The sequence below is a fragment of the Desulfocurvibacter africanus subsp. africanus DSM 2603 genome (assembly GCF_000422545.1).
Taxonomy (GTDB): domain Bacteria; phylum Desulfobacterota; class Desulfovibrionia; order Desulfovibrionales; family Desulfovibrionaceae; genus Desulfocurvibacter; species Desulfocurvibacter africanus.
Genome location: NZ_AULZ01000010.1, coordinates 23,149 through 42,904, shown reverse-complemented (window position 1 = coordinate 42,904; position 19,756 = coordinate 23,149). Strand labels below are relative to the sequence as shown.

28 protein-coding genes and 2 tRNA genes are annotated in these 19,756 nt (G+C 64.2%); 25 read left to right on the top strand and 5 right to left on the bottom strand.

The annotated features are described in order from the left end of the window. The first annotated feature begins 108 nt into the window (after positions 1–108). The 18 genes from H585_RS23235 to H585_RS22060 all read left to right on the top strand — a co-directional run bounded on the left by H585_RS23235 (position 109) and on the right by H585_RS22060 (position 10,053). Positions 109–279 (top strand): hypothetical protein, encoded by a 171-nt coding sequence (locus H585_RS23235; protein WP_154658847.1) that lies wholly within the window; start codon positions 109–111, stop codon positions 277–279. A 72-nt stretch (positions 280–351) separates the two neighbouring features. Beyond that, complete coding sequence (locus H585_RS0107635; protein ID WP_027367394.1) at positions 352–936, top strand: hypothetical protein; 585 nt, start codon at positions 352–354, stop codon at positions 934–936. Between the two features lie 2 nt (positions 937–938). Beyond that, positions 939–1,310 carry a hypothetical protein gene (locus tag H585_RS0107630; protein WP_027367393.1) on the top strand — a complete coding sequence of 124 codons (372 nt, stop codon included), beginning with the start codon at positions 939–941 and terminating at the stop codon, positions 1,308–1,310. Between the two features lie 234 nt (positions 1,311–1,544). After that, positions 1,545–1,745: a DUF4258 domain-containing protein gene (locus H585_RS0107625; RefSeq protein WP_161628423.1), complete on the top strand. Its 201-nt coding sequence runs from the start codon at positions 1,545–1,547 to the stop codon at positions 1,743–1,745. Further along, the gene (locus H585_RS0107620) at positions 1,742–2,062 is read left to right on the top strand and encodes a hypothetical protein (protein WP_027367391.1); all 321 of its coding nucleotides are present in this window, start codon (positions 1,742–1,744) and stop codon (positions 2,060–2,062) included. Before H585_RS0107625 ends, H585_RS0107620 begins: the two co-directional genes overlap by 4 nt. A gap of 84 nt (positions 2,063–2,146) precedes the next feature. Beyond that, complete coding sequence (locus H585_RS0107610; protein WP_027367390.1) at positions 2,147–2,680, top strand: hypothetical protein; 534 nt, start codon at positions 2,147–2,149, stop codon at positions 2,678–2,680. A gap of 3 nt (positions 2,681–2,683) precedes the next feature. Next, the gene (locus H585_RS0107605) at positions 2,684–2,914 is read left to right on the top strand and encodes a hypothetical protein (RefSeq protein WP_027367389.1); all 231 of its coding nucleotides are present in this window, start codon (positions 2,684–2,686) and stop codon (positions 2,912–2,914) included. Further along, positions 2,911–3,912, top strand: coding sequence for a phage Gp37/Gp68 family protein (locus tag H585_RS0107600; protein WP_027367388.1), 1,002 nt, complete (start codon positions 2,911–2,913; stop codon positions 3,910–3,912). Before H585_RS0107605 ends, H585_RS0107600 begins: the two co-directional genes overlap by 4 nt. Continuing rightward, the gene (locus H585_RS0107595; protein WP_027367387.1) at positions 3,899–4,270 is read left to right on the top strand and encodes an ASCH domain-containing protein; all 372 of its coding nucleotides are present in this window, start codon (positions 3,899–3,901) and stop codon (positions 4,268–4,270) included. Before H585_RS0107600 ends, H585_RS0107595 begins: the two co-directional genes overlap by 14 nt. A 3-nt stretch (positions 4,271–4,273) precedes the next feature. Next, a complete protein-coding gene (locus H585_RS0107590; RefSeq protein ID WP_027367386.1) occupies positions 4,274–4,771 on the top strand; it encodes a hypothetical protein in 498 nt (165 codons plus the stop codon). Beyond that, a complete protein-coding gene (locus H585_RS0107585; protein WP_244432495.1) occupies positions 4,771–5,829 on the top strand; it encodes a phosphoadenosine phosphosulfate reductase in 1,059 nt (352 codons plus the stop codon). The genes H585_RS0107590 and H585_RS0107585 overlap by 1 nt, the downstream gene beginning before the upstream one ends. Then, positions 5,826–6,632, top strand: coding sequence for a hypothetical protein (locus H585_RS0107580; protein ID WP_138708172.1), 807 nt, complete (start codon positions 5,826–5,828; stop codon positions 6,630–6,632). The genes H585_RS0107585 and H585_RS0107580 overlap by 4 nt, the downstream gene beginning before the upstream one ends. Next, entirely contained in the window at positions 6,629–7,108 is a 480-nt protein-coding gene (locus H585_RS0107575) for a hypothetical protein (RefSeq protein ID WP_027367383.1), read from the top strand. Before H585_RS0107580 ends, H585_RS0107575 begins: the two co-directional genes overlap by 4 nt. Continuing rightward, a complete protein-coding gene (locus tag H585_RS0107570; RefSeq protein ID WP_027367382.1) occupies positions 7,105–7,308 on the top strand; it encodes a hypothetical protein in 204 nt (67 codons plus the stop codon). The genes H585_RS0107575 and H585_RS0107570 overlap by 4 nt, the downstream gene beginning before the upstream one ends. Then, entirely contained in the window at positions 7,308–7,742 is a 435-nt protein-coding gene (locus H585_RS0107565) for an AAA family ATPase (RefSeq protein WP_027367381.1), read from the top strand. The genes H585_RS0107570 and H585_RS0107565 overlap by 1 nt, the downstream gene beginning before the upstream one ends. After that, entirely contained in the window at positions 7,743–8,225 is a 483-nt protein-coding gene (locus H585_RS0107560; RefSeq protein WP_027367380.1) for a hypothetical protein, read from the top strand. It begins immediately after the preceding gene. A gap of 23 nt (positions 8,226–8,248) precedes the next feature. Then, positions 8,249–8,599: a hypothetical protein gene (locus H585_RS0107555; protein WP_027367379.1), complete on the top strand. Its 351-nt coding sequence runs from the start codon at positions 8,249–8,251 to the stop codon at positions 8,597–8,599. A 275-nt stretch (positions 8,600–8,874) separates the two neighbouring features. Then, positions 8,875–10,053 (top strand): tyrosine-type recombinase/integrase, encoded by a 1,179-nt coding sequence (locus H585_RS22060; RefSeq protein WP_051183005.1) that lies wholly within the window; start codon positions 8,875–8,877, stop codon positions 10,051–10,053. Between the two features lie 96 nt (positions 10,054–10,149). Here the strand turns inward: H585_RS22060 and H585_RS0107540 are convergent. The 3 genes from H585_RS0107540 to serS all read right to left on the bottom strand — a co-directional run bounded on the left by H585_RS0107540 (position 10,150) and on the right by serS (position 11,691). Then, positions 10,150–10,225 (bottom strand) — tRNA-Glu (locus H585_RS0107540). Positions 10,226–10,233: 8 nt separating this feature from the next. Then, positions 10,234–10,308: transfer RNA gene (locus H585_RS0107535), tRNA-Lys, on the bottom strand. Positions 10,309–10,410: 102 nt separating this feature from the next. After that, a complete protein-coding gene (gene serS / locus H585_RS0107530) occupies positions 10,411–11,691 on the bottom strand; it encodes a serine--tRNA ligase (RefSeq protein WP_027367378.1) in 1,281 nt (426 codons plus the stop codon). A 275-nt stretch (positions 11,692–11,966) separates the two neighbouring features. Here serS and H585_RS0107525 point away from each other — a divergent pair, with 275 nt between their 5' ends. From H585_RS0107525 to thpR, 3 genes are all read left to right on the top strand, one after another. Further along, complete coding sequence (locus tag H585_RS0107525) at positions 11,967–13,193, top strand: repeat-containing protein, HAF family (protein WP_014260040.1); 1,227 nt, start codon at positions 11,967–11,969, stop codon at positions 13,191–13,193. Between the two features lie 95 nt (positions 13,194–13,288). Beyond that, positions 13,289–13,786: a CinA family protein gene (locus H585_RS0107520; protein ID WP_027367377.1), complete on the top strand. Its 498-nt coding sequence runs from the start codon at positions 13,289–13,291 to the stop codon at positions 13,784–13,786. Between the two features lie 13 nt (positions 13,787–13,799). Then, positions 13,800–14,378 (top strand): RNA 2',3'-cyclic phosphodiesterase, encoded by a 579-nt coding sequence (gene thpR, locus H585_RS0107515; protein WP_027367376.1) that lies wholly within the window; start codon positions 13,800–13,802, stop codon positions 14,376–14,378. Here the strand turns inward: thpR and H585_RS0107510 are convergent. Next, on the bottom strand, positions 14,375–14,854 hold the full coding sequence (locus tag H585_RS0107510; RefSeq protein ID WP_027367375.1) for a hypothetical protein: 480 nt from the start codon (positions 14,852–14,854) through the stop codon (positions 14,375–14,377). The two genes, thpR and H585_RS0107510, sit on opposite strands and share 4 nt — an antisense overlap. A 316-nt stretch (positions 14,855–15,170) precedes the next feature. Here H585_RS0107510 and H585_RS0107505 point away from each other — a divergent pair, with 316 nt between their 5' ends. The 3 genes from H585_RS0107505 to cmk all read left to right on the top strand — a co-directional run bounded on the left by H585_RS0107505 (position 15,171) and on the right by cmk (position 17,662). Continuing rightward, on the top strand, positions 15,171–15,623 hold the full coding sequence (locus H585_RS0107505) for a universal stress protein (RefSeq protein WP_014260043.1): 453 nt from the start codon (positions 15,171–15,173) through the stop codon (positions 15,621–15,623). A gap of 264 nt (positions 15,624–15,887) precedes the next feature. Then, positions 15,888–17,000 (top strand): histidinol-phosphate transaminase, encoded by a 1,113-nt coding sequence (gene hisC, locus H585_RS0107500; RefSeq protein ID WP_027367374.1) that lies wholly within the window; start codon positions 15,888–15,890, stop codon positions 16,998–17,000. Then, positions 16,997–17,662: a (d)CMP kinase gene (cmk, locus tag H585_RS0107495; RefSeq protein ID WP_027367373.1), complete on the top strand. Its 666-nt coding sequence runs from the start codon at positions 16,997–16,999 to the stop codon at positions 17,660–17,662. Before hisC ends, cmk begins: the two co-directional genes overlap by 4 nt. A 95-nt stretch (positions 17,663–17,757) precedes the next feature. Here cmk and H585_RS0107490 read toward each other — a convergent pair whose 3' ends face one another. After that, the gene (locus H585_RS0107490; protein ID WP_027367372.1) at positions 17,758–18,873 is read right to left on the bottom strand and encodes an HDOD domain-containing protein; all 1,116 of its coding nucleotides are present in this window, start codon (positions 18,871–18,873) and stop codon (positions 17,758–17,760) included. 287 nt (positions 18,874–19,160) lie between these two features. Here H585_RS0107490 and H585_RS0107485 point away from each other — a divergent pair, with 287 nt between their 5' ends. Beyond that, positions 19,161–19,523, top strand: a complete 363-nt coding sequence (locus tag H585_RS0107485) for a hypothetical protein (RefSeq protein ID WP_027367371.1) — start codon at positions 19,161–19,163, stop codon at positions 19,521–19,523. The last annotated feature ends 233 nt before the right edge of the window (positions 19,524–19,756 follow it).

The window sequence follows — 19,756 nt, the reverse complement described above, 5'->3', positions numbered from 1 at the left end:
ACGTTTTGTGTACTGGTAAACGGAACGGAACCACCACGTCAAGAACAGCTTGAGACCTGGTTCCGTCTGAACCGCATCACCAAAACCGAGGCCGCACGGAAGATTGGCATGTCAAAGCAGCTCTTCCACATGGTCATCAGTGGTGAGCGCATGACCGAGGATCGCCACAGGCTGTGCACCGAGGTGCTGGAGATTCCTGCTCACATTCTTCCTGATCCGCGCGAGTTGAAGCGTCCAGGCCCGAAGGCCAAGTCGGAAAGTCACGGCGACGCGGCATAGATAGGAACGACCCGGACCGCATACGTCCAGAGCCTTGCCCCTGCAAGGTGAACAAATACCAGGAGATTCCCCATGGCAGACAGGAACAAGAGCATAGACGGCGACGCCGTGTTGCCCGAGCTGATGCACCTCATGGACGTGCGTGCCTTGCTGGCCTTCGGCCGGCTCGATTTTGCCACTGCCATGATGCAGGCCGACCGCGAATCCAAGGCAACCAGAGCCGAGCTGGCCGACGCCATCAAGGTGGACAAGTCAACCCTCGACCGCTCGTTTTCTTTCAACGTTGACGACGCGCCGTACTTTATTCGCGCCGACAAGCTGCCCGAGCTGGCCGTGGCCATGAAGACCGATGCCGTGCTGCGCTGGCTCGTGGGCCGATGGTTGTACCTGCTGTCCACTGGCGGCGTGAGCAAGCGCAGGCCGGTCAACGTGCTGAGCCTCTACCATCGCCTGGCCGAGGTCGCGCGCGAGTACGGCGACCTGGCTGGCAAGCTCCATGAGTACACGGCCGAGGACAGTTCGGGCGGGGAGCACCTGACCAAGTCCGAGTTGGTGCGCCTGGACAAAGAGGCCGGAGATCTCGTGACGCACTCGCTGGAGATCAAGCGCAGCATCCGCCTGCTTATCGGCGAGCTGGTGGCCGAGGGGCGGGAATAGCCATGCGCGCCGAACAGAAGCTGACCCTGCTGCGCATGGCCGAGCGGGCTGTGCGTGTGAATGGCGAGCCGGTGGACGTGGCCCAGGTGGAGAAGGTCTTCCTGCGCTACTGCAGCCTGATCGGCAGCCAGCCCGGCAGCGAGGAAGAGAGCGAAGAGTTCACGGCCTGGACGCAACGGCTGGAGGTCCATCCCCGCGCACGCACGCAGGCCAAGGACCTCTATGCGGCGTTCGTCGGCTTCTGCCGCGAGCTGGGCCAGCAGCCCGCGACCATGCACGCCTGGGGGCGCTGGATGCGCGCCCGCGGCTACCCGATCGTTAGCCCGATCAACAAGGTCAACTACGGCGTGCGGCTGGCCGGGGGCGAGGGCTAGGCCGTGCAGGGACATGTAGCGCGCATAGTCTGCACGGTCGCAGTGTCCCGCGCCCGCAGCAATGGTAAAACGCCAGCAGCCATACGGATTGGACTGCCGGCAGGACGAGCGCAGACCATCGGTTAGCCGGGCACGCCCATCAGGGCGAGCTGCTCGGCTTTTTTTGCGGCCTAGGCTTGTAGGTGGAAACCCTACTACCCAAAGAGGCAGTCCGACATGGCAGAGCAGTTGTTTGTGACGCGACACGCGCATCGACGCATGGACGAGAGGGGCATCGGGATGCCGACGCTGCAGGCCGTGCTCCGGCACGGAGAAATGTACTGGTCGCACGAGAGTCACGGCCTGCGCGTGGTCTGTGAGCTGCTGGGATTTCGGGCCGTGATCGACCCGCTGGGCGGTGCGATCATCACCGTTTTCGAGAGGAGGGCATCATGAGCGGCAATAGCGATTTGATACGGGCCAGGCTGTCGCAGGCTCAGGAGCACCTGGAGCAGGCCGGCCAGGATCGGAGCGAGTTGGAGCGGGCCAAGTACAGACACAAGATTTCGGAATTGCGCGCCTCGGTAATGGAGCTGAGTGCGCATCCACAGGCCAGCAACTCCGACCGGCTGCTGCTCCGGTCGCTGCAGTCGACCCTGGGTCGGCTGGGTAACAACTACCCGTTGACCTCGCACGGCCGGCAGACGCTGCGGCGCGTGGAGCGCCGCGAGAGCTGCGCCACGCGCATCGAGCGGGGGTGTCCCAATGATTAGGCAACGGATTCTGGCTGCGGCGTGCCTGTTGGCCCTGGTGCTGTTGCTGGGGATTGTGTCCGTCATCGAGGGGAGGCTCTAGCCGTGCACCTGACCTACGCTCCCCACATCGTCCAGGCCTGTGACGGCGCGATGTACGGCTGTATGTGCTGTCACGAGACGCTCGCCCTTGGGCCGGTGATCTTGGCCAGGGACCTGGCCGCCAAACTGCGCGCATTCCTGGCCGAGCACACGGATTGCCCGGCACGTAAGGCTGCCAAGGCTGAGCAGCGCAAGATCGCCCGGGAGATGCGGCAGGCCAAGCCACGCACGCCTCGGCAGCCCAAGCAGCGCGAGCGGCGATTTGCCTCCCTAAATGACCTGCTGGCCGACACGATCAAGCAGATCGCGCCCGAGGCCGAGGGTGGCCGGATCAGGATCGGCCACCTGACCGAGCGTTACAACGCCCGCGCCCAGGAGCACGGCTGGCAGCCGATCAGGGCCGTTCAGGTCGCCGCGCGGCTGCGGCGCTGGCGCCTACGTGTGTCGGCCGTGAGCTACCCGGTCCAGGGCGGCCGGGGCAAGTGCCTGTTGGTTGGAAATACTGAGTTCCGGCGGTTTGCCGGAGTGAAGGAGTAGGCCGTGGAACGTATTCTCTTGGCGGGGATCTGCGAGGGCGGGCACGCCTACTCTCTGGCCGACATAGTGGAGGAGGCTGATCAGCCCTGTCCGCTGTGCGGCAAGAAGCTGTTCTACTTCTGCGCAGGTGACCACCTTGCCGAACTGCACAAGGACAGCGAGATGCTGGACAGGATCAAGGCCTCGTCTGTGTGGGCTCGCGTGCAGGATGAACTGGATGAGGTGGAAGCATGAACCGCACCGGCATCCCATATCTCGACTACACCTGGAACCCGATCACCGGCTGCTCCAAGTGCTCACCGGCCTGCGACAACTGTTGGGCCGAGAAGATGGCCAAGCGGTTGGCCGGACGGGTCGGGTATCCGAAGGACAAACCTTTTTCCGCTACGTTCCATCCTGACCGGCTGATCGAGCCGATGCAGCTGCAGAAGCCATCCAGGATCGGCGTCACGTTCATGGGCGACCTGTTTCACGAGGACGTGCCAGGCGCATGGCTGCACCAGGTGTTTGCCTACATGAGCCTGTGCCCGCAGCATACTTTCCTGGTGCTCACCAAGCGCCCGCAACGGATGCACGAGTACCTGACGGCGCTTGCCGACGAAGAGAGCTGGAAGCGGACCCTGGGCTTGAAATGGATCAACGGCTGGCCGCTCCGCAACGTCTGGCTCGGCACATCCATCTGGGATCAACCCTCGGCCAAGCGCAACATCCCGCCCCTGCTTGCCACTCCCGCGGCCGTGCGCTGGGTGAGCTACGAGCCGGCGCTGGGGCCGGTGAATTTGGAAGCAATCTGCGGAGCGCTGCCGGAAGGCTCGATCACTTGTCACTACGGGAGGGCACATGCTCGCCGGGAGTGTGACTGTGCGTTCGGCTTGGACTGGGTTGTTTGCGGCGGTGAGTCTGGGCCAGGCGCGCGGCCGATGCATCCTGATTGGGCACGGAAGCTCTCGGAGCATTGCCGACGCTATCGAGTCCCGTTCTGGTTCAAGCAGTGGGGTGAGTGGTGCCCTGCCGAGAGCCTGTATGAGGCCGCTACGCTCCAGAACGGGGCGCGCGCATCTAATCAGGTCGTATGCGACTCCAACGGCCAACATTACCTGAAGGACGATCCCAAGGGCCACTGGTTCGATGATTCCTACTATTCCGAGCGCGTCGGCACCAAGGTCGCCGGCAACGCACTCAACGGCGAGATCATCGAGCAGCTGCCGGAGGTGGCCAATGGTCGCGTATAGCTTCAAGTCCCGCTTCTCCGAGGCCGTGGAGTCCGGCCGCAAGCGGCAGACCATCCGCGCGCTGGGCAAGCGTCGGCACGCCCGCCAGGGCGAGGCCGTGCAGCTCTACACCGGCATGCGCACGCGGTATTGCCGCAAGCTCGTGACGCCTGATCCTGTGTGCGTCTCCAGCCTGCCCATCTACATGGACCAAGACATGGACGGCCGCTTGGTCGTTGTCCTGGCCGGCAGCCGCGTGGACGACCTGGAAGGCCTGGCCAAGGCGGACGGCTTCCACGATGCGGTGGAGTTCCGCGAATTTTTCGAGCGCAACCACGAGCTGCCCTTCGAGGGGCGGCTGATCCGGTGGAAGGCCTAGCCGATGAGCGTCTCCGCTTCCGTTCGCCAGCAGCTCGCGGCGCTGGACCTCGTGCGCACGATTTTCAAGGCGATGCGCGAGGGGCACGCCGACCTGGGCGGCATTCCCGATGACGTGCGCCTGGCGCTGGCCGATGTGGGGCGCACGCGCCGGGCGGTCAAGCGGGTGCTCGTCCCTGGCCGGCGGGCAGTGTTCGGGCCTGGCCAGTACGGCGACTACATGGAGCGGCTCGGCAAGCTGCGCGACGAGATCGATGCGTGGTTCGATCAAGAGCAGGCCAAGGACGCGCGGGCCTACGTGTACGCGCTCCTGGCCCTTGCCGCCCGCCAACGCGGGCTGATCCGGCCTGGCAACCGTGGCCACGCCGAATGGGGCGAGCTGGAGGCCGCGCTGGCCTGGCTCGCCGCGACGCTCGATCCGGACCTGGAGGCGCGGGAGTCCATGGATTTGGGCGGGAAGCTTGGGGACAAGTGGCGGGAAGCGATTGGAGGGGTGAGGTAGTGGCGACGAAAGCAGGACATCACTACGGCGGCAAGCCGGTCACGCCAGAGGCGCAGGAGCAGTTGCGCATGCTGCGCGAGCTGCCGCTCGAAGCGAAGATCGAGAGGAGCCTGCAGGTTATCTCGTGCTGGTACGAGGCCTGGGACGGCAAGGTCGCGGTGTCCTACTCCGGCGGCAAGGACTCCGAGCTGGTGCGCTGGCTCGTGGGTCAGGTGTTCAAGGACGTGCCTGCCGTGTGCGTGAACACCGGCCTGGAGTATCCCGAGGTCCTGCGCCGCGCTCGTGAGTCAGGCGCGATCATGCTCCGACCCAAGATGCCGTTCCACAAGGTGATTCAGGATTACGGCTGGCCGCTTATCTCCAAGCGCGTGGCGCGCGGCATCAACATCCTGCGCAACCCGACCAGCGCGAACGCGAATGTTTATCGACTCTACGACGAGGGCATCAACCGTTTTGGCGAGCCGGTGGCGCGCTTCCGCGTGCCGAACCGATGGCGCTTCCTGGTCACGGCTCCGTTTCCCGTCTCGGACGAATGCTGCAACCTGATGAAGAAGGCCCCGATCAAGCCGTGGCAGCGCGAGACGGGCCGCATGCCGATCCTGGGCATCGTGGCCAGCGATAGCGACGCACGAGAGAAGAACTACTTGCAGCACGGTTGCAACGCCTACGACCTGAAGAACCCGCGCTCGACGCCGCTTGGCTTCTGGACCGAGCAGGACGTGCTCGCCTGCATCCGTAAGTACAAGATCCAGATCGCCAATGTGTATGGAGATATCGTCGAGGACGAATCCGGCCAGCTCAGCACGACCGGCGTCCGCAATACAGGCTGCGTCTTCTGTGGCTTTGGCCTGCACATGGACGAGACGCCAACGCGCTTCCAGCGCATGGCCGAGACGCACCCGCGACTGTGGGAGTTCTGCATGCACAAGCTCGGAATGCTCCAGGTGCTCGACTACTGCCGCGCGCACGTGCCCTCGGCGGCCGTGTCCGAGCGGTTTAATCCGTGGCCGGCCCAGGTCAAGGCAGAGCAGTGCTCGCTGCTGGGGGTGTGTGCGTGAGTATAGGCGCGATCTCACAACACGACCTCCTGGAGCGCCGCTGGTCGCGCGACGAGCTATGCAGGTTGTCTGGCGAGGAATTCGCGGCCATTGCCGAGTCGCGCGGGTTCTGTCCGGTGTATTCGCGCGGGTACCCCTACATGATGTACGGGCGTGTGGCCGAGTATGTGCCTGGCGATGAGGCGCAGCCGGTGTCGCGGGACAAGGTCTACCATGGCCTGCTCATGGAGCACGAGTATCCGATCGCGCGCATCCTGGTGATTGCCCGTGCGCGGGGCATTAACTGCGAGGGAAAGAACCGTCGGGAGCTGTGCAGGGCCATAGTGGACGAGCAGTACGCCCATTACGGCGACCCAGCCGAGGAGGCCAGGGCGCGTCTCGACCTGGCCCTGGCCGATCTGCCCGACCCCGTGCGTAAGGCCGGAGTGGAGCCTGTGGGCAAGCGGGCGTTCTACGAGAGGTTATTAGATGCCCTAGCCAACTGGGATACGGCGCGGGCCACGCTGCGCGGATGGGAGAGGACAGGGGCTTCCGATGCCCAGATACGGGAGTGGCTCGGCTACCAGTGGGGGCTCGGAGGGGGCAGTTCGGGGCCTGGGCTAATCGGGGAGCACCACATCGGCGGCGACAATCCCCGCTTTGGAGTTGGCGGCTCCGGATACCTTCCCGAGCGGGCCAATGCGCACCTGCGGGGCCTGCCCCTTTTCACCGCCGTGAGGGTGTTATTCCGCATCAGTAAGCCAGGCGAGGCGCAAGTGGTCCAGAAGCTGGTGCAGGGCAGCCTGCTGGAGATGTGCGCATGAGCGGTTTCGTCGGCGCTCATTTGTTCCGGCTAGGTGAGCCCGTGCGCAGCTTCCCGGCCGCGTTCCGCATCGAGGGCGGCAAGATCGTGAGCACGGCTCAGGCCAAAGCGCGCGGGGACTGCGTGGGCTGCGGTTTTCGGCCGGTATTCCGAGAGGGTTTTGGCGACTGCCGCTTCCTGGGCGAGGTCGTGCTCGTCGACCGCAAATACGTGGACTGCATCGGCCAGCGGATTACGGCCTGTGTCTACCGCCAGGACGCTGGAGATCCGGATCTGGCCGCGCGCCAGGCGCTGGAGACCTCGGTGCGGGGCACGGTCGTGGCTTTCGTCAGGCGGCCAGCATCACTCGATTCGGACGTCTCCGGAGGGGGAGCCGGCGCGGCGACAACCGGCACAGGGCCGGCCAAGTCGCCCACGCGCGTACCTGCCGGCTCACCCTCCAGGGCCATCCGCTTCGAGCAAGGGAGTTTGCTGTGAGTGACAATCGCGCCCGGGCAATCCGGGACCAAGAAGAGCAAGCCAGGGACGAGGCCGTAAGTCTGTTCGCCGAGCTTGGCGAGCAGCTCGGGGCCCACGGTGAGCAGCTGCCCGAGCCGGTCGTAGTGCTGGGGCTGGTCAGGAGGCTGGAGAAGGAACTGTCGTGCCTGTTGGGCATGAAGACCAAGGAGAGGATTTGATGCGGCTGGTGATCATGCAGGGCCTGCCTGGCAGCGGCAAGAGTCGCGTCGTGGCCAGGGATTACAAAGGCCTCCAGGTCGTGTGCCTGGACGACATCCGCCTGGCGCTCGGCCAAGTGTTCAACCCGGCGACCGAGACCATGGTCCTGGCCATCGCCGAGGCCTCGGTGCGCTCGCACCTCATCGGCGGCCGGGACGTGGTCGTGGACGACACGCACACGAGCGCCAGGAACGTCATGCGCTGGGTGCGCATGGGCCGTGAACACGCAGCGGGAGTTGTCCTGCACCGCATCGTCTGCGACCTGGAAGTGTGCGTGCGCAGGCGGGCGGGTACGGCCGTTACCCGCGAGCACATAGAGCGGATGGACCGCAATCTCATGCTGGAGCGTGTCACTCGGGACGTATTTGACCTCGTGATCGAGGAGGAAGGTTAGATGGCCAAGAATCGCGTTGACTGCCCGGCGTTCCAGGGTTGCGAGATGCCTGACTGCGACAGATGTCCTTACGAGCAGGGCCTCGTGTTCGTCGTGCTCGCGCAGATCCGCGAGGCGACCGGGGCCATGGACGCCGACCTAGCCGACTTGCCTGAGGTGGTGCGCGGGTTCGTCGAAGGTGGCGTAGCCGAGGCCAAGGCGCACGGCAAGGCTCTCGCCGAGATCGGCGCTGAGAAGATGCGCTCCGGTGCCATGGCCGACGCGCTGGAGCAGATCAAGGCGGACTGTAGTCGGCCGGAGTGCGTCCAGTTGGCGACGTTGGCCCTGGAGTCCGAGCCGATGAAGCTGTTCAATGAATGGTCGGCCATGCGCCGGGGAATCAAAAAGCTGTTGGATAATCTGGAGCCCAAGCGGCCCGGACAGGCATACGAGGAGTGGCCGGAGCTGGACGAACTGGCCCGACTGGTCGGGCGGGAGGTGTAGCCATGAAAGACTCGGAGGAAGTAATGAAAGGTCCCATCGTACAGTTGATCATGCTGGCCGCGATCAACGCCGGTTACTGGCTGAAGCTGGAGTGGGTCGTGGTGTTCTCCACCGCATATGCCTGGTTCGTGTTGATCCTGCTCGGGTTGTCGCTGCTCCTTATGTTCAACACGGAACTGGCGGCCAAGCAGTTCACGAATAAGCCCTGGCCGCGCTGGATTTCGCTGCCTGTAGCCGTCTGGTTCGCGGCCATGCTCGTGATCGTGGGCAGTCCCGTCGCCGGCGGCCTGTGGTTCCTGACCATCTTCATCGGGCCGGTCATGCGTGAAGCGGCCGAGCGGGCAAGGGCCAAGCTGTCGGGGGCCGCGTCATGAGCGTCGCCATCGAGATCCTTTTCTATGTCGCGCTGGCCGGCCTGGGCTGCTGGTTGCTGTGGAGAGAGATCCGCAAGTTCTGGAGGAGGGGCTAGGCGTGAGCGTTGTTGAGCGCATGCGCGAGGCATTGGGTGAGGAGATGACCCCTAAGCAAGTAGCCGAGGTGTTCGGTGTTGATGTCCGTACCGTTCGCCGCTATCCCCACCTCTACGGGGGTGTCGCCGTTACTCCGGGACGCCAGAAGTTCTTTGAAAAAAGAATATTGGAGCGATTGGATGCCGAGTCTGGTGTTGAAGAGAGGCAAGCGACGCTGGCGCGCGTCCGTAATGGTGGACGGCCAGTGCAGAAAGAAGTGGTTCACGGACGACAGCAAGGACAGTCAACGCGCTGCCGCAACGTGGGAAGCCGAGGCCAAGGCGCAGCTCAAGCGGGAGTGCAGCCAAGCAAGCACGGCCTGCCCAAGCCTGTATGAATGGGGCGAAAGGTACATGGACCACGTGAGCACGTACAAGGCCGAGAAGACCTACGTGGAGAAGCGCATCGAGCTGCACAAGTTCCTGGGGGCCGTGCCGAAGGGCATAGCCGCGGCGAACTACTCCTCGGTGCCGGCGGACGTGTTTGGGGCGGCTCGGGGCGAGGCTGAGGCCTATCTGCAAGAGCAGGCCAAGAGTCGCTCGCCCAACGCGGCGAACAAGGCGCGCAAGAACCTGGCCGCCGGCTGGGATTGGGCGCGCAAGCACTTGCCGGGCTGGCCGATGGTCGAGAATCCGTTCCGCCTGGTGGAGCGGGTGCCGGAGGTGCGCATGCCGCGCTATGTGCCGCCGCGCGAGCACGTGGAGGCCGTGGACGAATACCTGCGCCGGGAGTGCGCCTCGGGCGATCCGGCGCGGGTGCAGGACTGGGTCATGTTCGGCGTGTTCCGCTGGCTGATGGCCCGCAAGGGCGAGGTACACAGGATGTCGCCGGCTGACGTGAATCTGGTGGGCGGCATGGTGCGGCTGTGGAGCCGCAAGACGCGCACGGGCGACATGGAGGGCAAGTGGGTGCCCATGATCCAGCCTCTGCGCGAGAGGATGCTGCTGTGGGACCGGGAGCGGCCGATCAAGGACAAGCAGAACCTGTTCCTGGTCTTGGACACGTTCAAGTTCTGCGAGGCGCACTACGGCAATCCGTTCACGTCGAGGCAGCATGTCATGGAGCGCTGGTGCGAGCGGGCCGGGGTCAAACCGGCTTTTGACCACCATAGCATCCGGCACCGTGGGGCCATCGACTTGTACGAGTCGGGCGCGAGGATCAGCACGATCCAGCGTATCCTGCGGCACGAGCGGCCGACGACGACGGAGCGGTATTTGGAGAGCCTGGGCGTTGACCTCGCGGCCACGCGCGAGGCTCTGGAGCGGACCTTCGGCGGGGGCAAGGTTATCCACCTGGCCCGTGTAGCGGAGGCAAAATGAAAACGCTCCGAGGTGATAGCTCGGAGCGTTTTGACCCCGGATTTTGACCCCGGGAGTATGGCTAAGGTGCTTTTGGGTCTAACACCTTGAATTTCTTGGCGTCCCCAACCGGGTTTGAACCGGTGTTATCGGCGTGAGAGGCCGACGTCCTAGGCCACTAGACGATGGGGACGCGCTATTTGGTGGGCCGTGTTGGGTTCGAACCAACGACTCTCTGCTTAAAAGGCAGATACTCTACCGCTGAGTTAACGGCCCGCGCGAGGAGGGTCTTGGTAACGGTTTCGTATCAGCCTGTCAAGTGAATCCGGGATATTCGATCCAACGGACCCGTCCATGCGCGTTTGCGCAGGAGGTTCATTATACTTCCGGGCGGATGATGTCTAGCCCCCCCATGTATGATTTCAGCGCTTCGGGCACCAGAATTGAGCCGTCGGCCTGCTGATAGTTCTCCAGCACGGCGACCATGGTCCGGCCCACGGCCAGCCCGGAGCCGTTGAGCGTGTGCGTCAGGCGGCTTTTCTTGGCGCTCTTTTCCTTGCAGCGAATGCCTGCGCGTCTGGCCTGGAAGTCCTCGCAGTTGGAGCAGCTGGAAATCTCGCGGTACTTGCCTTGCCCAGGCAGCCAGACTTCCAGATCGTAGGTCTTGGTCGCGGAGAAGCCCATGTCGCCGGTGCACAGGGCCAGCACGCGATAGGGCAGGCCGAGCTTCTGGAGGATGGTTTCGGCGTGGGAGGTCATGAGCTCCAGATCTTCATAGGAGTGGTCCGGGTGGGCGATGCGCACCAGCTCGACCTTGTGGAACTGATGCAGGCGGACGAGGCCCCTGGTGTCCTTGCCGTAGGAGCCGGCCTCGGAACGGAAGCAGGGCGTGAAGGCGCAGAAGGTCAGCGGAAGCTTGTCCTCGTCCAGGGTTTCGTCGGCGTGCAGGTTGGTCAGGGGCACCTCGGCCGTGGGGATGAGGTAGTAATCGCAGCCCTCCAGCTTGAATAGATCCTCCTCGAACTTGGGCAGCTGGCCCGTGCCGGTCATGGTCTGGCGGTTGACCATGTAAGGCGGGACGATCTCGGTGTAGCCGTGCTCACAGGTCTGCACGTCGAGCATGAAAGCGGCCAGGGCTCGCTCCAGGCGGGCGGCCCAGCCGCGCAGCACGACGAAACGGCTGCCGGCCAGCTTGGCGGCGCGCTCGAAGTCGAGGCCGCCCAGGGCCGTTCCCAATTCCCAGTGTTCCTTGGGCGTGAAGTCGAAAGTTTTGGGCTCACCCCAGGTGCGCACGACCTGGTTGTCTTCTTCGCTTTTGCCAACGGGCACGCTGGCATGGGGGATGTTGGGGATGGTCAGCAGGAAGCCCTGTACCTCATCGTCCACTCCCTTCAGAAGATCGTCCAGTATCTTGATGCGCTCGCTTTTGGCCGACAATTCGCCCAGCAGTGGTTGGGCGTCCTGACCCTCGCGCTTAAGCCGGGCTACTTCGACTGAGGCCTTGTTGCGCTCGCTCTTGAGCGTCTCGGATTCCAGCAGCAGTTCGCGGCGCTTGCGGTCCAGCTCCTCGAAATGGTCCAGGGACAGGCTGGAGTTGCGGTTGGCCAAGGCCTGACGCACCAAGTCCATGTTGCCCCGCAGAAATTTTAGATCGAGCATCCGTGTCTCCTTCGTCGTGCTGACTGGCCTTGGCATCTACAACAAGTCCGGCCGACAATAAACCCCCGGCTTGCGTGGCGAGGGCTGGCTAGCGGCATGGCCTTACAATCTTAGCGAGGTTTGATCATTGTCCGCACCCTGTCGAAGGCGGATGGTATCGCCATTGCCGAATCTCCGCCCTGGATAACCAATGTCCGCGCGAAGAGGGAATGATTCGGAGATAGCGGAATTATTATTGGCGCGGGCATAATAACGTAAGCATACGGAGGGGTCGCATGATCCGGCGTGTTTTCGCGCTGGCCTTGGGGGGAGTGCTGATGTGCCTATTCGTGCACGCCATGGCGGACCAGGTGTTCGCCCAACTTACGCCCAGGCGCCACATAGCTCGCTTTATTCCCATCCGGCCGCCATTGGAGAGTGGTTTCACATCATTAACTACCGTGGGCGACTCGGAAGACGGCTGGGTCATGACCGGACACGGCGCGACAGCGGACGGCGAAGTGCCCTTTGCGTGGCGCGAGCGGGTCGTCTATCCTTTGAACGGCCTGCCCTCCGGCACCACGGGCTCGGGCCGAGCCGCGGGCTGGCGAGGGTTCCAGGAGAACGGCCAGACCGTGTACAAGATGGCGGTTGTCGGCGTCCTGAACAACTCCTCGGGCGGCCAAGCCTTCTTGTGGGTTTACGATGAGGGCTTTCAGTCCCTGCCGGGGCTCGACGGCGTGCGTAGTGAAGCCAACGGCATGTCGCTGTCCGGCCCCATGATTGCAGGGCAGAGGCAGACTTCCCGCGGTCTGGAAGCTTACTACTGGACGGCTAATGGAGGCGTTGTGGACTTGGGCGACCTCGACGGCGGAACCGTGGAAAGCAAGGCCTGGTCCGTGGCCCAGGACAACGAGGCCATCGTGGGCGAGGCCCAGTCGGCCCAAGGCACGCAAGCCTTTTTGTGGACTCCGGGCGGAAACATGAGCGGTCTGGGCGATCTGAGCGGCGGCGCGTACTACAGTTCGGCGCGTGCAGTGGCCAAGCCCGAAAACTCGGCATTGCAGGCCGTGGTGGGCGTGGGCACGTCGGCTCGGGGCCAGGAGGCCTTCCGCTGGACTCAGTCGGGCGGCATGCAAGGGTTGGGCGACCTGGCCGGGGGCACCTACGCAAGCGTGGCCAGGGACGTGGACGAAACCGGTACGTATGTCGTGGGCTCATCGAACACGGATCAGGGTGAGACGGCTTTTGTCTGGGACAGCGTGTACGGCATGCGCGACCTGCGCGCTCTGGTGGCCGATGAGTTCGGGCTGGAAACGGACCTCGCGGGATGGACCCTGGATGCCGCCACGTCCATCGCCACGAACCTCACTGTCGAGGATCGCAACGATATACTTATGATAGCCGGGTCCGGCGTGGACCCCGAAGGCACGCATTGCTCGTGGCGGATAACGTTCACACCCAGGGACGATGTCGAAACGCCAAGGCAGATCACGGCTGCGCGCTACCTGCTCCTGCACTGATCCCTCTCGGGCATGCGGCCCGGTCACGAGCCGGGCCGCATGCATCGACATCGCCGGCCTGCCTGGCGTATCCTTACGCGCACAAGGAGGCGGTCATGCTGGAAATCGAACAAACCATTCTGGGCCTGGGCTCGGCGCTCAAGGCGCGCGGGCTGATGCTGGCCACGGCTGAATCGTGCACCGGCGGGCTCATCGCAGGCGCGCTTACGGAAGTTTCGGGCAGCTCGGACTGGTTTCGGGGCGGAGTGGTCGCCTACGCCAACGTCGTAAAGATCAAGCTTCTAAGCGTGCCTCAGGAGACGCTCCTAACCCATGGGGCCGTGAGCGAGGCCGTGGTGCTGGCCATGGCCCGCGGCGCGCTGGATGCCCTGGACGCCCAGGTGGCCGTGGCCGTGTCGGGCGTGGCCGGGCCCACGGGCGGCACTCCCGACAAGCCGGTGGGCACGGTATGGATCGCCTGGGCCTGGCCCGGAGGCGAGCAGGCCGTGCGCTATCTCTTTCCCGGCGACCGGGAGGCCGTGCGCAGGGCCACGGTGGAGCAGGCGGTAAAGGGCCTGGCCGAGCGCATCGGGCGCTCTACGGTGCTGGCATAGGCCGGGGGGCGGCATGCGTCTGTTCATAGGCATCCCGCTACCCGAGGAATACCAGCAAGGCTTGGCCCGCTTGCGAGACAGGCTTGGGTCCTGCGTGCGCTCCAAGCTGGGTTGGACCAGGCAAGGCAACTGGCACATGACGCTCAAGTTCCTGGGCGAGGTGGATGAAGAGCTTGCCCGCGACGTGGGTCAGGCCTTGGCAGGGCTGTGCCTGACGCCATTCACGCTGCAGGCCGCCGGGGCCGGATTCTTTCCCAATCCCAGGAAGCCGAGGGTATTCTGGGTAGGTCTGGCGCGCGGCGGCGAGGAGTGCGCGCAGTGGGCGGCCATGATCGAGGATGCCATGGAGCCGCTGGGCTTCGCGCGCGAGGAACGGGATTTTCGGCCGCACCTGACCCTGGCCAGAGTCAAGGAGGCTCGGCGCGACGACTGGGCGGCGCTGGCGCGTGATGCGGATAGGGAGGAGTGGCCGGCTGTGCGAGTGGAAGGGCTCGTGCTATGGCAAAGCAAACTCGGACCGGGCGGACCGGCCTACGAAGCGCTCTGCCAGATCAAGGCATCGCAGGCCGGCTCCGGTCGCGGCGGGTCCTAGCTGTAGTCCCCGCGATTGAACTTGAACGTCTCCGTGACAGTGAGGACCTCCAGCTCGTTGACCATGGATTCGAGGCTGGGGTTGGTAGCGACGAGCTTAGGGACATCCTGTTTCAGTTCGCTCACGGTCTGGGAGATCTGTTCCAGCACGGAGTACGCCTCGCGCAGATTCGCTCGCTTAGCGGGCGATTCCAGTTGCTGGGCATACATTTCCCACTGGTCGAGCAGCGCGTCCATGTTCTCCATGATTCTGCCCTCCGTCGGGACAGCGCCCATGGAGCTGTCTGATGTCTGCGGGCTGTAGCGCAGGTCGGCTCCAAGCCTGGCGACTGGAACCTGGGCGTTCGCGCCCGAGGCCTTATCCACCTCCTTCGCCAGCAGGTCACCGAATTTGCTGGTGGCAGCCGATTCAGTCTGCTTGCGTCGGAGCTGTTGCTCCTCGCGGAGCTGTTCTAAATGTTCAGTGCGGATTTTCATGGCTGTCTCCTGGCTGATCCATGGCTATTGGCTATCAAGCAAGATTCCTGCCAAGGGTTTTCTCGCCGGAAATCACGATATTTCGGGGGCTTGGTTGTTATCTGGGGAATTTTTTTCCCTTCATCGGGGCCGTGGGAAGCGCATAAGGTGACTTCAGACTACGCGGCCAGAAAGGCCTTGTCTATGCATCGCCTGCTTTGCTATGAAAAGACAAGTCTTTAAGGTGTTTACTACCGGCCCCTCGCGACCGGCCGCCCGGACGGCAAGGCCGGGCCAGAATGCCGAACGCGGGCGGGTCCACCGACCGGAGGATGATATGGTGCAAATGAAAAAGATTCTGTGCGCGGTGGATTTCTCGGAAGCGAGCAAGGAAGTCGCCAGCTACGCGGCTTACCTGGCCAAGGGCCTGAACGCCGAGATCCTGGTGCTTTACGTGGCCCCGTCGCTCAGTCAGTATGTGGGCTTCCATGTGCCGCCAAGCTCCATCGAGAGCTTCGTCAAGGAGATCGTGGCCGGCGCTGACAAGTCCATGGAGTCCTTCCTGGGCGAGCAGTTCAAGGACGTGAACGCCCGAGGCGAGGTTGTCACGGGCTACGCCGCCGAGGAGATCCTCAATATCGCGGCTGAGGAGAAGGTGGAGCTCATCGTCATGGGCACCCATGGACGCCGAGGCATCGATCGCATCCTGTTCGGTTCCGTGGCCGAGCGCGTGGTCAAGAACGCGCAGTGCCCGGTGCTCACGGTACGGCCAGGCGCGTCGTACGCATAACGCTGCATGATGACCGGGAGAGGGCGTCGCCCGCCAGAGCGGCTCGCCCCTCTCCCGAACTCTTCCCGAACCCTCGTCCGTAGGGACCGTGGATCCCTGGACTTGCATTACATTGGCAGCTTGCCACGGCTTGCCGCCGTAGAGGGCATCCTCGGTCAGATCATCTCATTGAGAAGCAATCCTTCTTGTTTTACGGGCTTGACCAAGGCCAGCCTCCTGGCCCAAAGTACCCCCTTTCGTTCACCCATCGACCAGGCAGCCCCCATGAGCACGCCCATTTCAACGATTTCCGTCCGGCCCGAGGCCCAAGGCTTCAAGCCCTACTCGCCGGGCCTGTCCATCGACGAGATCAAGCAACGCTACGGCCTGGCCCAGGTCATCAAGTTGGCCAGCAACGAGAACCCCCTGGGCGTATCGCCCGTGGTGCGCAAGGTCCTGGAGAGCAAGGCGGCCCTGGCCTTCCGCTACCCGCAGTGCGGCTATCCGCGCCTGCGCCAAGCCATGGCCGAGGCCCTGGGCGTGGACGTCGCGCGCATCGTGGCAGGCAACGGCTCGGACGAGATCATCGACCTGCTCGTGCGCGTCCTGTGCCGCCCCGGCCAGGACCATGTCCTGGCCGCCCGGCCATGCTTCTCGGTCTACGGCTCCCAGGCGCTCATCTGCGGCGTGGAGTTCCGCCAGGTAGACCTGAACCCCGATTATTCGCTGCCGCTGACTCGCCTGGCCGAAATGGCGGACGAGCGCACGGCTTTGGTCTTCGTCACCAGCCCGGACAACCCCACGGGCGTGGCCGCCAAAACCGACGACCTGGAAGCCCTGGCCCGCGCCTTGCCCAAGCGCACGCTGTTGGCCGTGGACGAGGCCTATATTCATTTTGTGGACGACGAGCAGCGCGCAAGCCTGTTGCCGCGTCTGGCGAGCCTGCCCAATGTGGCGCTGCTGCGCACCTTCTCCAAGGCCTATGGCCTGGCCGGGCTGCGCCTGGGCCTGGGCGTGCTGCCGCCCGAGCTGACCGACATCATGCTGCGCGTGCAGATTCCCTTCAGCGTGAACCTGCTGGCCGAAGAGGCGGGCATCGCCGCCCTGTCGGACCATATCTTTTATGAGGAGACTCTGCGCGTGACCCGCGAGGGCCGCACCTACCTCATGTCGGAGCTGGCGGCCCTGAACTGCGCGCCGCAGCCGTCGCAGTCCAACTTCATCATGTTCACTCCGCACCAGGAAGCCAAGGCCGTTTTCGAGGGCCTGCTGCGGCGCGGGATCATCGTGCGGCCGCTGGCCAGCTACGGCCTGGCCGACAAGATCCGCGTCAGTGTGGGACGCATGGACGAGAACCAGGCCTTTGTATCGGCTTTGCGCGAGGTGTTGGGAGCATGAGCGAACGACTTGTCGTGACCCTGGACGGACCGGCCGGCGTGGGCAAGACCACCTTGGCCAAGCGCCTGGCCGAGGCCTTGGGCGTGGCTTACCTGGATACCGGGGCCATGTTCCGGGCCGTGGCCTGGAAGCTTGGGGAGGGCGCATGGGACTGGCCCGAGGAGCGCTTGGGCAAGGTCTTGTCGGCCATGCGGTTCAGCCTTGTCGGGCAGGGAGGAGATTCGCGCATCGCCCTGGACGGCGAGCCCGTGGGCGAGGAAATTCGCAGCGAGACGGTGGCCCGCTGGGCTTCAAACGTCGCTCGGCTGCCCGTGGTGCGCCAAGCCCTCAAGCAGGCGCAACAGGACATCGGGCGCGGCACGTCGCTTGTGGTCGAGGGCCGGGACATGGGCACCGTGGTCTTCCCGGACGCTCCCTGCAAATTTTTCCTCGACGCCGCGCCCGAGGTGCGCGCCGACCGCCGCATGCTCCAGCTTCGCCAGAGCGGCCAGCCCGCCGATTTCGATGAGATTCTAGGCCAGATCAAGGCCCGCGACGACCAGGACCGCAACCGGGCAGTGGCGCCTCTCAAGCCTGCCGCCGATGCGGTCATCGTGGATACGTCCAGTCTTGACGTGGAAGGCGTATTCCAAAAGATCCTTGCGCACATTAGGGGCGCCTAGGGCCCTTCGTGCAAGAGCTGGGAAGGGCTTTGCCCTCCCCAGACCCCTCCCACCAGGGAAATGATTCCCCTGGACCCTCTATTTAATGCAAGCTGCTAGCAGAGCGAATCGAACAGCGACGGCAGGGAAGCCTCGGCCGCGTCGGCCACGGCCACCAGATCGGAAGGCTTGAGGCCCAGGCTGTCCCAGGCCTGCTCCGAAAGGGGCGGCAGGAAAAATTCGCCCGACAGACCCAGGCCCAAGGCATGGCTCATGATGTCGGCCAGGTGCACGACCGCGTTCTCGCGCACCTGCTCGGAGATTTCCGGGATGTGGTGGTAGAGCACGGTCAGCCGCAGGGCCGGGGGCAACTCCCACTTGCGGAAGAGCACGCTGCCGATGGTGGAGTGGTCGTAGCCGATCTCGTCCTGCTCGGCATAGTACAAGTACATCTGTTTGGATTTTGCCTTGAGCAGGGCCTTGCGCGATAGCTCGGGCATGGCCTGGAAGAGCACAAGCCGGCCGATGTCGTGCAGCAGCCCGCCCAGGAAATGGTATTCCTTGTCGCGAACGCCGGCCCGCTCGGCCAGCAGGCGGGCCAGCACGCCCGTGGACAGGGAATGCTGCCAGAAGGCAGACATATCCAGGAGTTCTTGTGGGATATCCCGGAAGTGGGTCATGACCGACATGGCCGCAGCCAGCAGGGTGATCTGTTCGGTGCCCACCAGTGATACGGCCCGCAGAATGGAGTCGACCTTGCGGCCGGACGCATACAAGGGGCTGTTGACCAGCTTGAGCACCCGTGTGGCCAGGCTGGGGTCGGCGCTGACGATGTCCGCGATGTCTCCGGTCGTCTTGTGCCGATCGGCAAGGGCGGTCTGCAGGGCGAGATAGACATGCGGCGGGGAAGGCAGCTCCAGGTCGGCCAAGGCCATCAGGTCAGGCTCGACGCCGGGTTGCCGGTCGTTTTCGTCAGGGCGGTCCGCCGGGAGCTGGGCGAAGAAGCGGCGCTCCTTTTCGAGCACGGGGCTGCGTCGACGGCTCTCCAGACGCGTGCGCCGGGAGGATTGCCCCAGCGTGAAGAGCATCGCCACGGCCGGATGGCTGAGGTCCGCGAAGCGGAATACGCCGCTGGTTATTTCGTGCGCAGCCTTGGCGGCGGGACTGTTCCAGGCCGGTGCGGCTTCCTTGCCGGTCTGGATCGGCTCCTTGGGCTCGTGCTGCTGTGCCATGCCTCTTTCCGTGTGAATGCTATTTGTGTCGATCCGGAGTTGTGGGCGTTGGACCCACGTCCGATCCATCCTGGTCAATCAAGCCACATTGCTTCGTGGAGTGGACTTGTTGGTGACGGCCCTGAATACCTCGGCCGCCGCGCGCGGGCAAGGGGCAAGTCGCGTGCTTCCTGATCCTGCTGACTTTACAGCGTATCGGTGCATGCAAAACTCGGGCACTCCTTGACAGCCGCATATCAAGGCCCTAGCTTGCCTTGATTGCAAATTCGACCAAGGAGACCAATAACATGGCACATGATGTCAGACTCGTTAAGCTCATCAACGGCGATACGGTCCTTGGCAAGTGGGACGAGCAGGGCAAGAAGCTCAAGGACGTGGCCGTCATTCAGACCATACCCACGGCCCAGGGCGCGCAGATGATGCTCCTGCCCTTCGGCTACCCCTTCGAGGCCGAGATCACCGGCGAAATCGACGGCCAGCACGTCATGTACGTGTTCAAGAAGTTCCCCGAGGAGCTCAAGACCAAGTACCTTGAGGCGATCAGCAACCTGACTCTGGCCTCGGGCGGCGAGTTGCGCAACCTGGAGCGCATGGCCCAGGCCGGCCGCGGACCCGCGAGCGACTTCGCCTCGCAGTTCCTCAAGAAGTAGCATCAGGCGGCGAGCGCGCATCGCGCCCGGCCGTACGAAATGTCGCAGGGTGGCGCGCCACCCTTTTTTCGTTTTAAGGGAACTGGGAGAGGGCCGCTTGCCAGAGCGGCTCGCTCCCTCCCAGCCCCTGATCGCCAAGGGACTTATCCGAATGGGACCCTTGGACCCATCATTCGGCTCGGCCGAGGCCCGCGCAGGCTTGAGCCATGCTCCGGCCGGCCGCGGGGGACCGC

What these genes read in the sequence shown, in the direction of transcription:
- H585_RS0107630 (WP_027367393.1), top strand. Translation starts at nt 939, where the DNA reads ATGCGCGCCGAACAGAAGCTGACCCTGCTGCGCATGGCCGAGCGGGCT.
- H585_RS0107590 (WP_027367386.1), top strand. Translation starts at nt 4,274, where the DNA reads ATGAGCGTCTCCGCTTCCGTTCGCCAGCAGCTCGCGGCGCTGGACCTC.
- hisC (WP_027367374.1), top strand. Translation starts at nt 15,888, where the DNA reads ATGAGCACGCCCATTTCAACGATTTCCGTCCGGCCCGAGGCCCAAGGC.
- H585_RS0107525 (WP_014260040.1), top strand. Translation starts at nt 11,967, where the DNA reads ATGATCCGGCGTGTTTTCGCGCTGGCCTTGGGGGGAGTGCTGATGTGC.
- H585_RS0107560 (WP_027367380.1), top strand. Translation starts at nt 7,743, where the DNA reads ATGGCCAAGAATCGCGTTGACTGCCCGGCGTTCCAGGGTTGCGAGATG.
- H585_RS0107620 (WP_027367391.1), top strand. Translation starts at nt 1,742, where the DNA reads ATGAGCGGCAATAGCGATTTGATACGGGCCAGGCTGTCGCAGGCTCAG.
- H585_RS23235 (WP_154658847.1), top strand. Translation starts at nt 109, where the DNA reads ATGTCAAAGCAGCTCTTCCACATGGTCATCAGTGGTGAGCGCATGACC.
- H585_RS0107600 (WP_027367388.1), top strand. Translation starts at nt 2,911, where the DNA reads ATGAACCGCACCGGCATCCCATATCTCGACTACACCTGGAACCCGATC.
- H585_RS22060 (WP_051183005.1), top strand. Translation starts at nt 8,875, where the DNA reads ATGCCGAGTCTGGTGTTGAAGAGAGGCAAGCGACGCTGGCGCGCGTCC.
- H585_RS0107505 (WP_014260043.1), top strand. Translation starts at nt 15,171, where the DNA reads ATGGTGCAAATGAAAAAGATTCTGTGCGCGGTGGATTTCTCGGAAGCG.
- H585_RS0107555 (WP_027367379.1), top strand. Translation starts at nt 8,249, where the DNA reads ATGAAAGGTCCCATCGTACAGTTGATCATGCTGGCCGCGATCAACGCC.
- serS (WP_027367378.1), bottom strand. Translation starts at nt 11,691, where the DNA reads ATGCTCGATCTAAAATTTCTGCGGGGCAACATGGACTTGGTGCGTCAG.
- thpR (WP_027367376.1), top strand. Translation starts at nt 13,800, where the DNA reads ATGCGTCTGTTCATAGGCATCCCGCTACCCGAGGAATACCAGCAAGGC.
- H585_RS0107635 (WP_027367394.1), top strand. Translation starts at nt 352, where the DNA reads ATGGCAGACAGGAACAAGAGCATAGACGGCGACGCCGTGTTGCCCGAG.
- H585_RS0107565 (WP_027367381.1), top strand. Translation starts at nt 7,308, where the DNA reads ATGCGGCTGGTGATCATGCAGGGCCTGCCTGGCAGCGGCAAGAGTCGC.
- H585_RS0107490 (WP_027367372.1), bottom strand. Translation starts at nt 18,873, where the DNA reads ATGGCACAGCAGCACGAGCCCAAGGAGCCGATCCAGACCGGCAAGGAA.
- H585_RS0107595 (WP_027367387.1), top strand. Translation starts at nt 3,899, where the DNA reads ATGGTCGCGTATAGCTTCAAGTCCCGCTTCTCCGAGGCCGTGGAGTCC.
- H585_RS0107575 (WP_027367383.1), top strand. Translation starts at nt 6,629, where the DNA reads ATGAGCGGTTTCGTCGGCGCTCATTTGTTCCGGCTAGGTGAGCCCGTG.
- cmk (WP_027367373.1), top strand. Translation starts at nt 16,997, where the DNA reads ATGAGCGAACGACTTGTCGTGACCCTGGACGGACCGGCCGGCGTGGGC.
- H585_RS0107520 (WP_027367377.1), top strand. Translation starts at nt 13,289, where the DNA reads ATGCTGGAAATCGAACAAACCATTCTGGGCCTGGGCTCGGCGCTCAAG.
- H585_RS0107510 (WP_027367375.1), bottom strand. Translation starts at nt 14,854, where the DNA reads ATGAAAATCCGCACTGAACATTTAGAACAGCTCCGCGAGGAGCAACAG.
- H585_RS0107485 (WP_027367371.1), top strand. Translation starts at nt 19,161, where the DNA reads ATGGCACATGATGTCAGACTCGTTAAGCTCATCAACGGCGATACGGTC.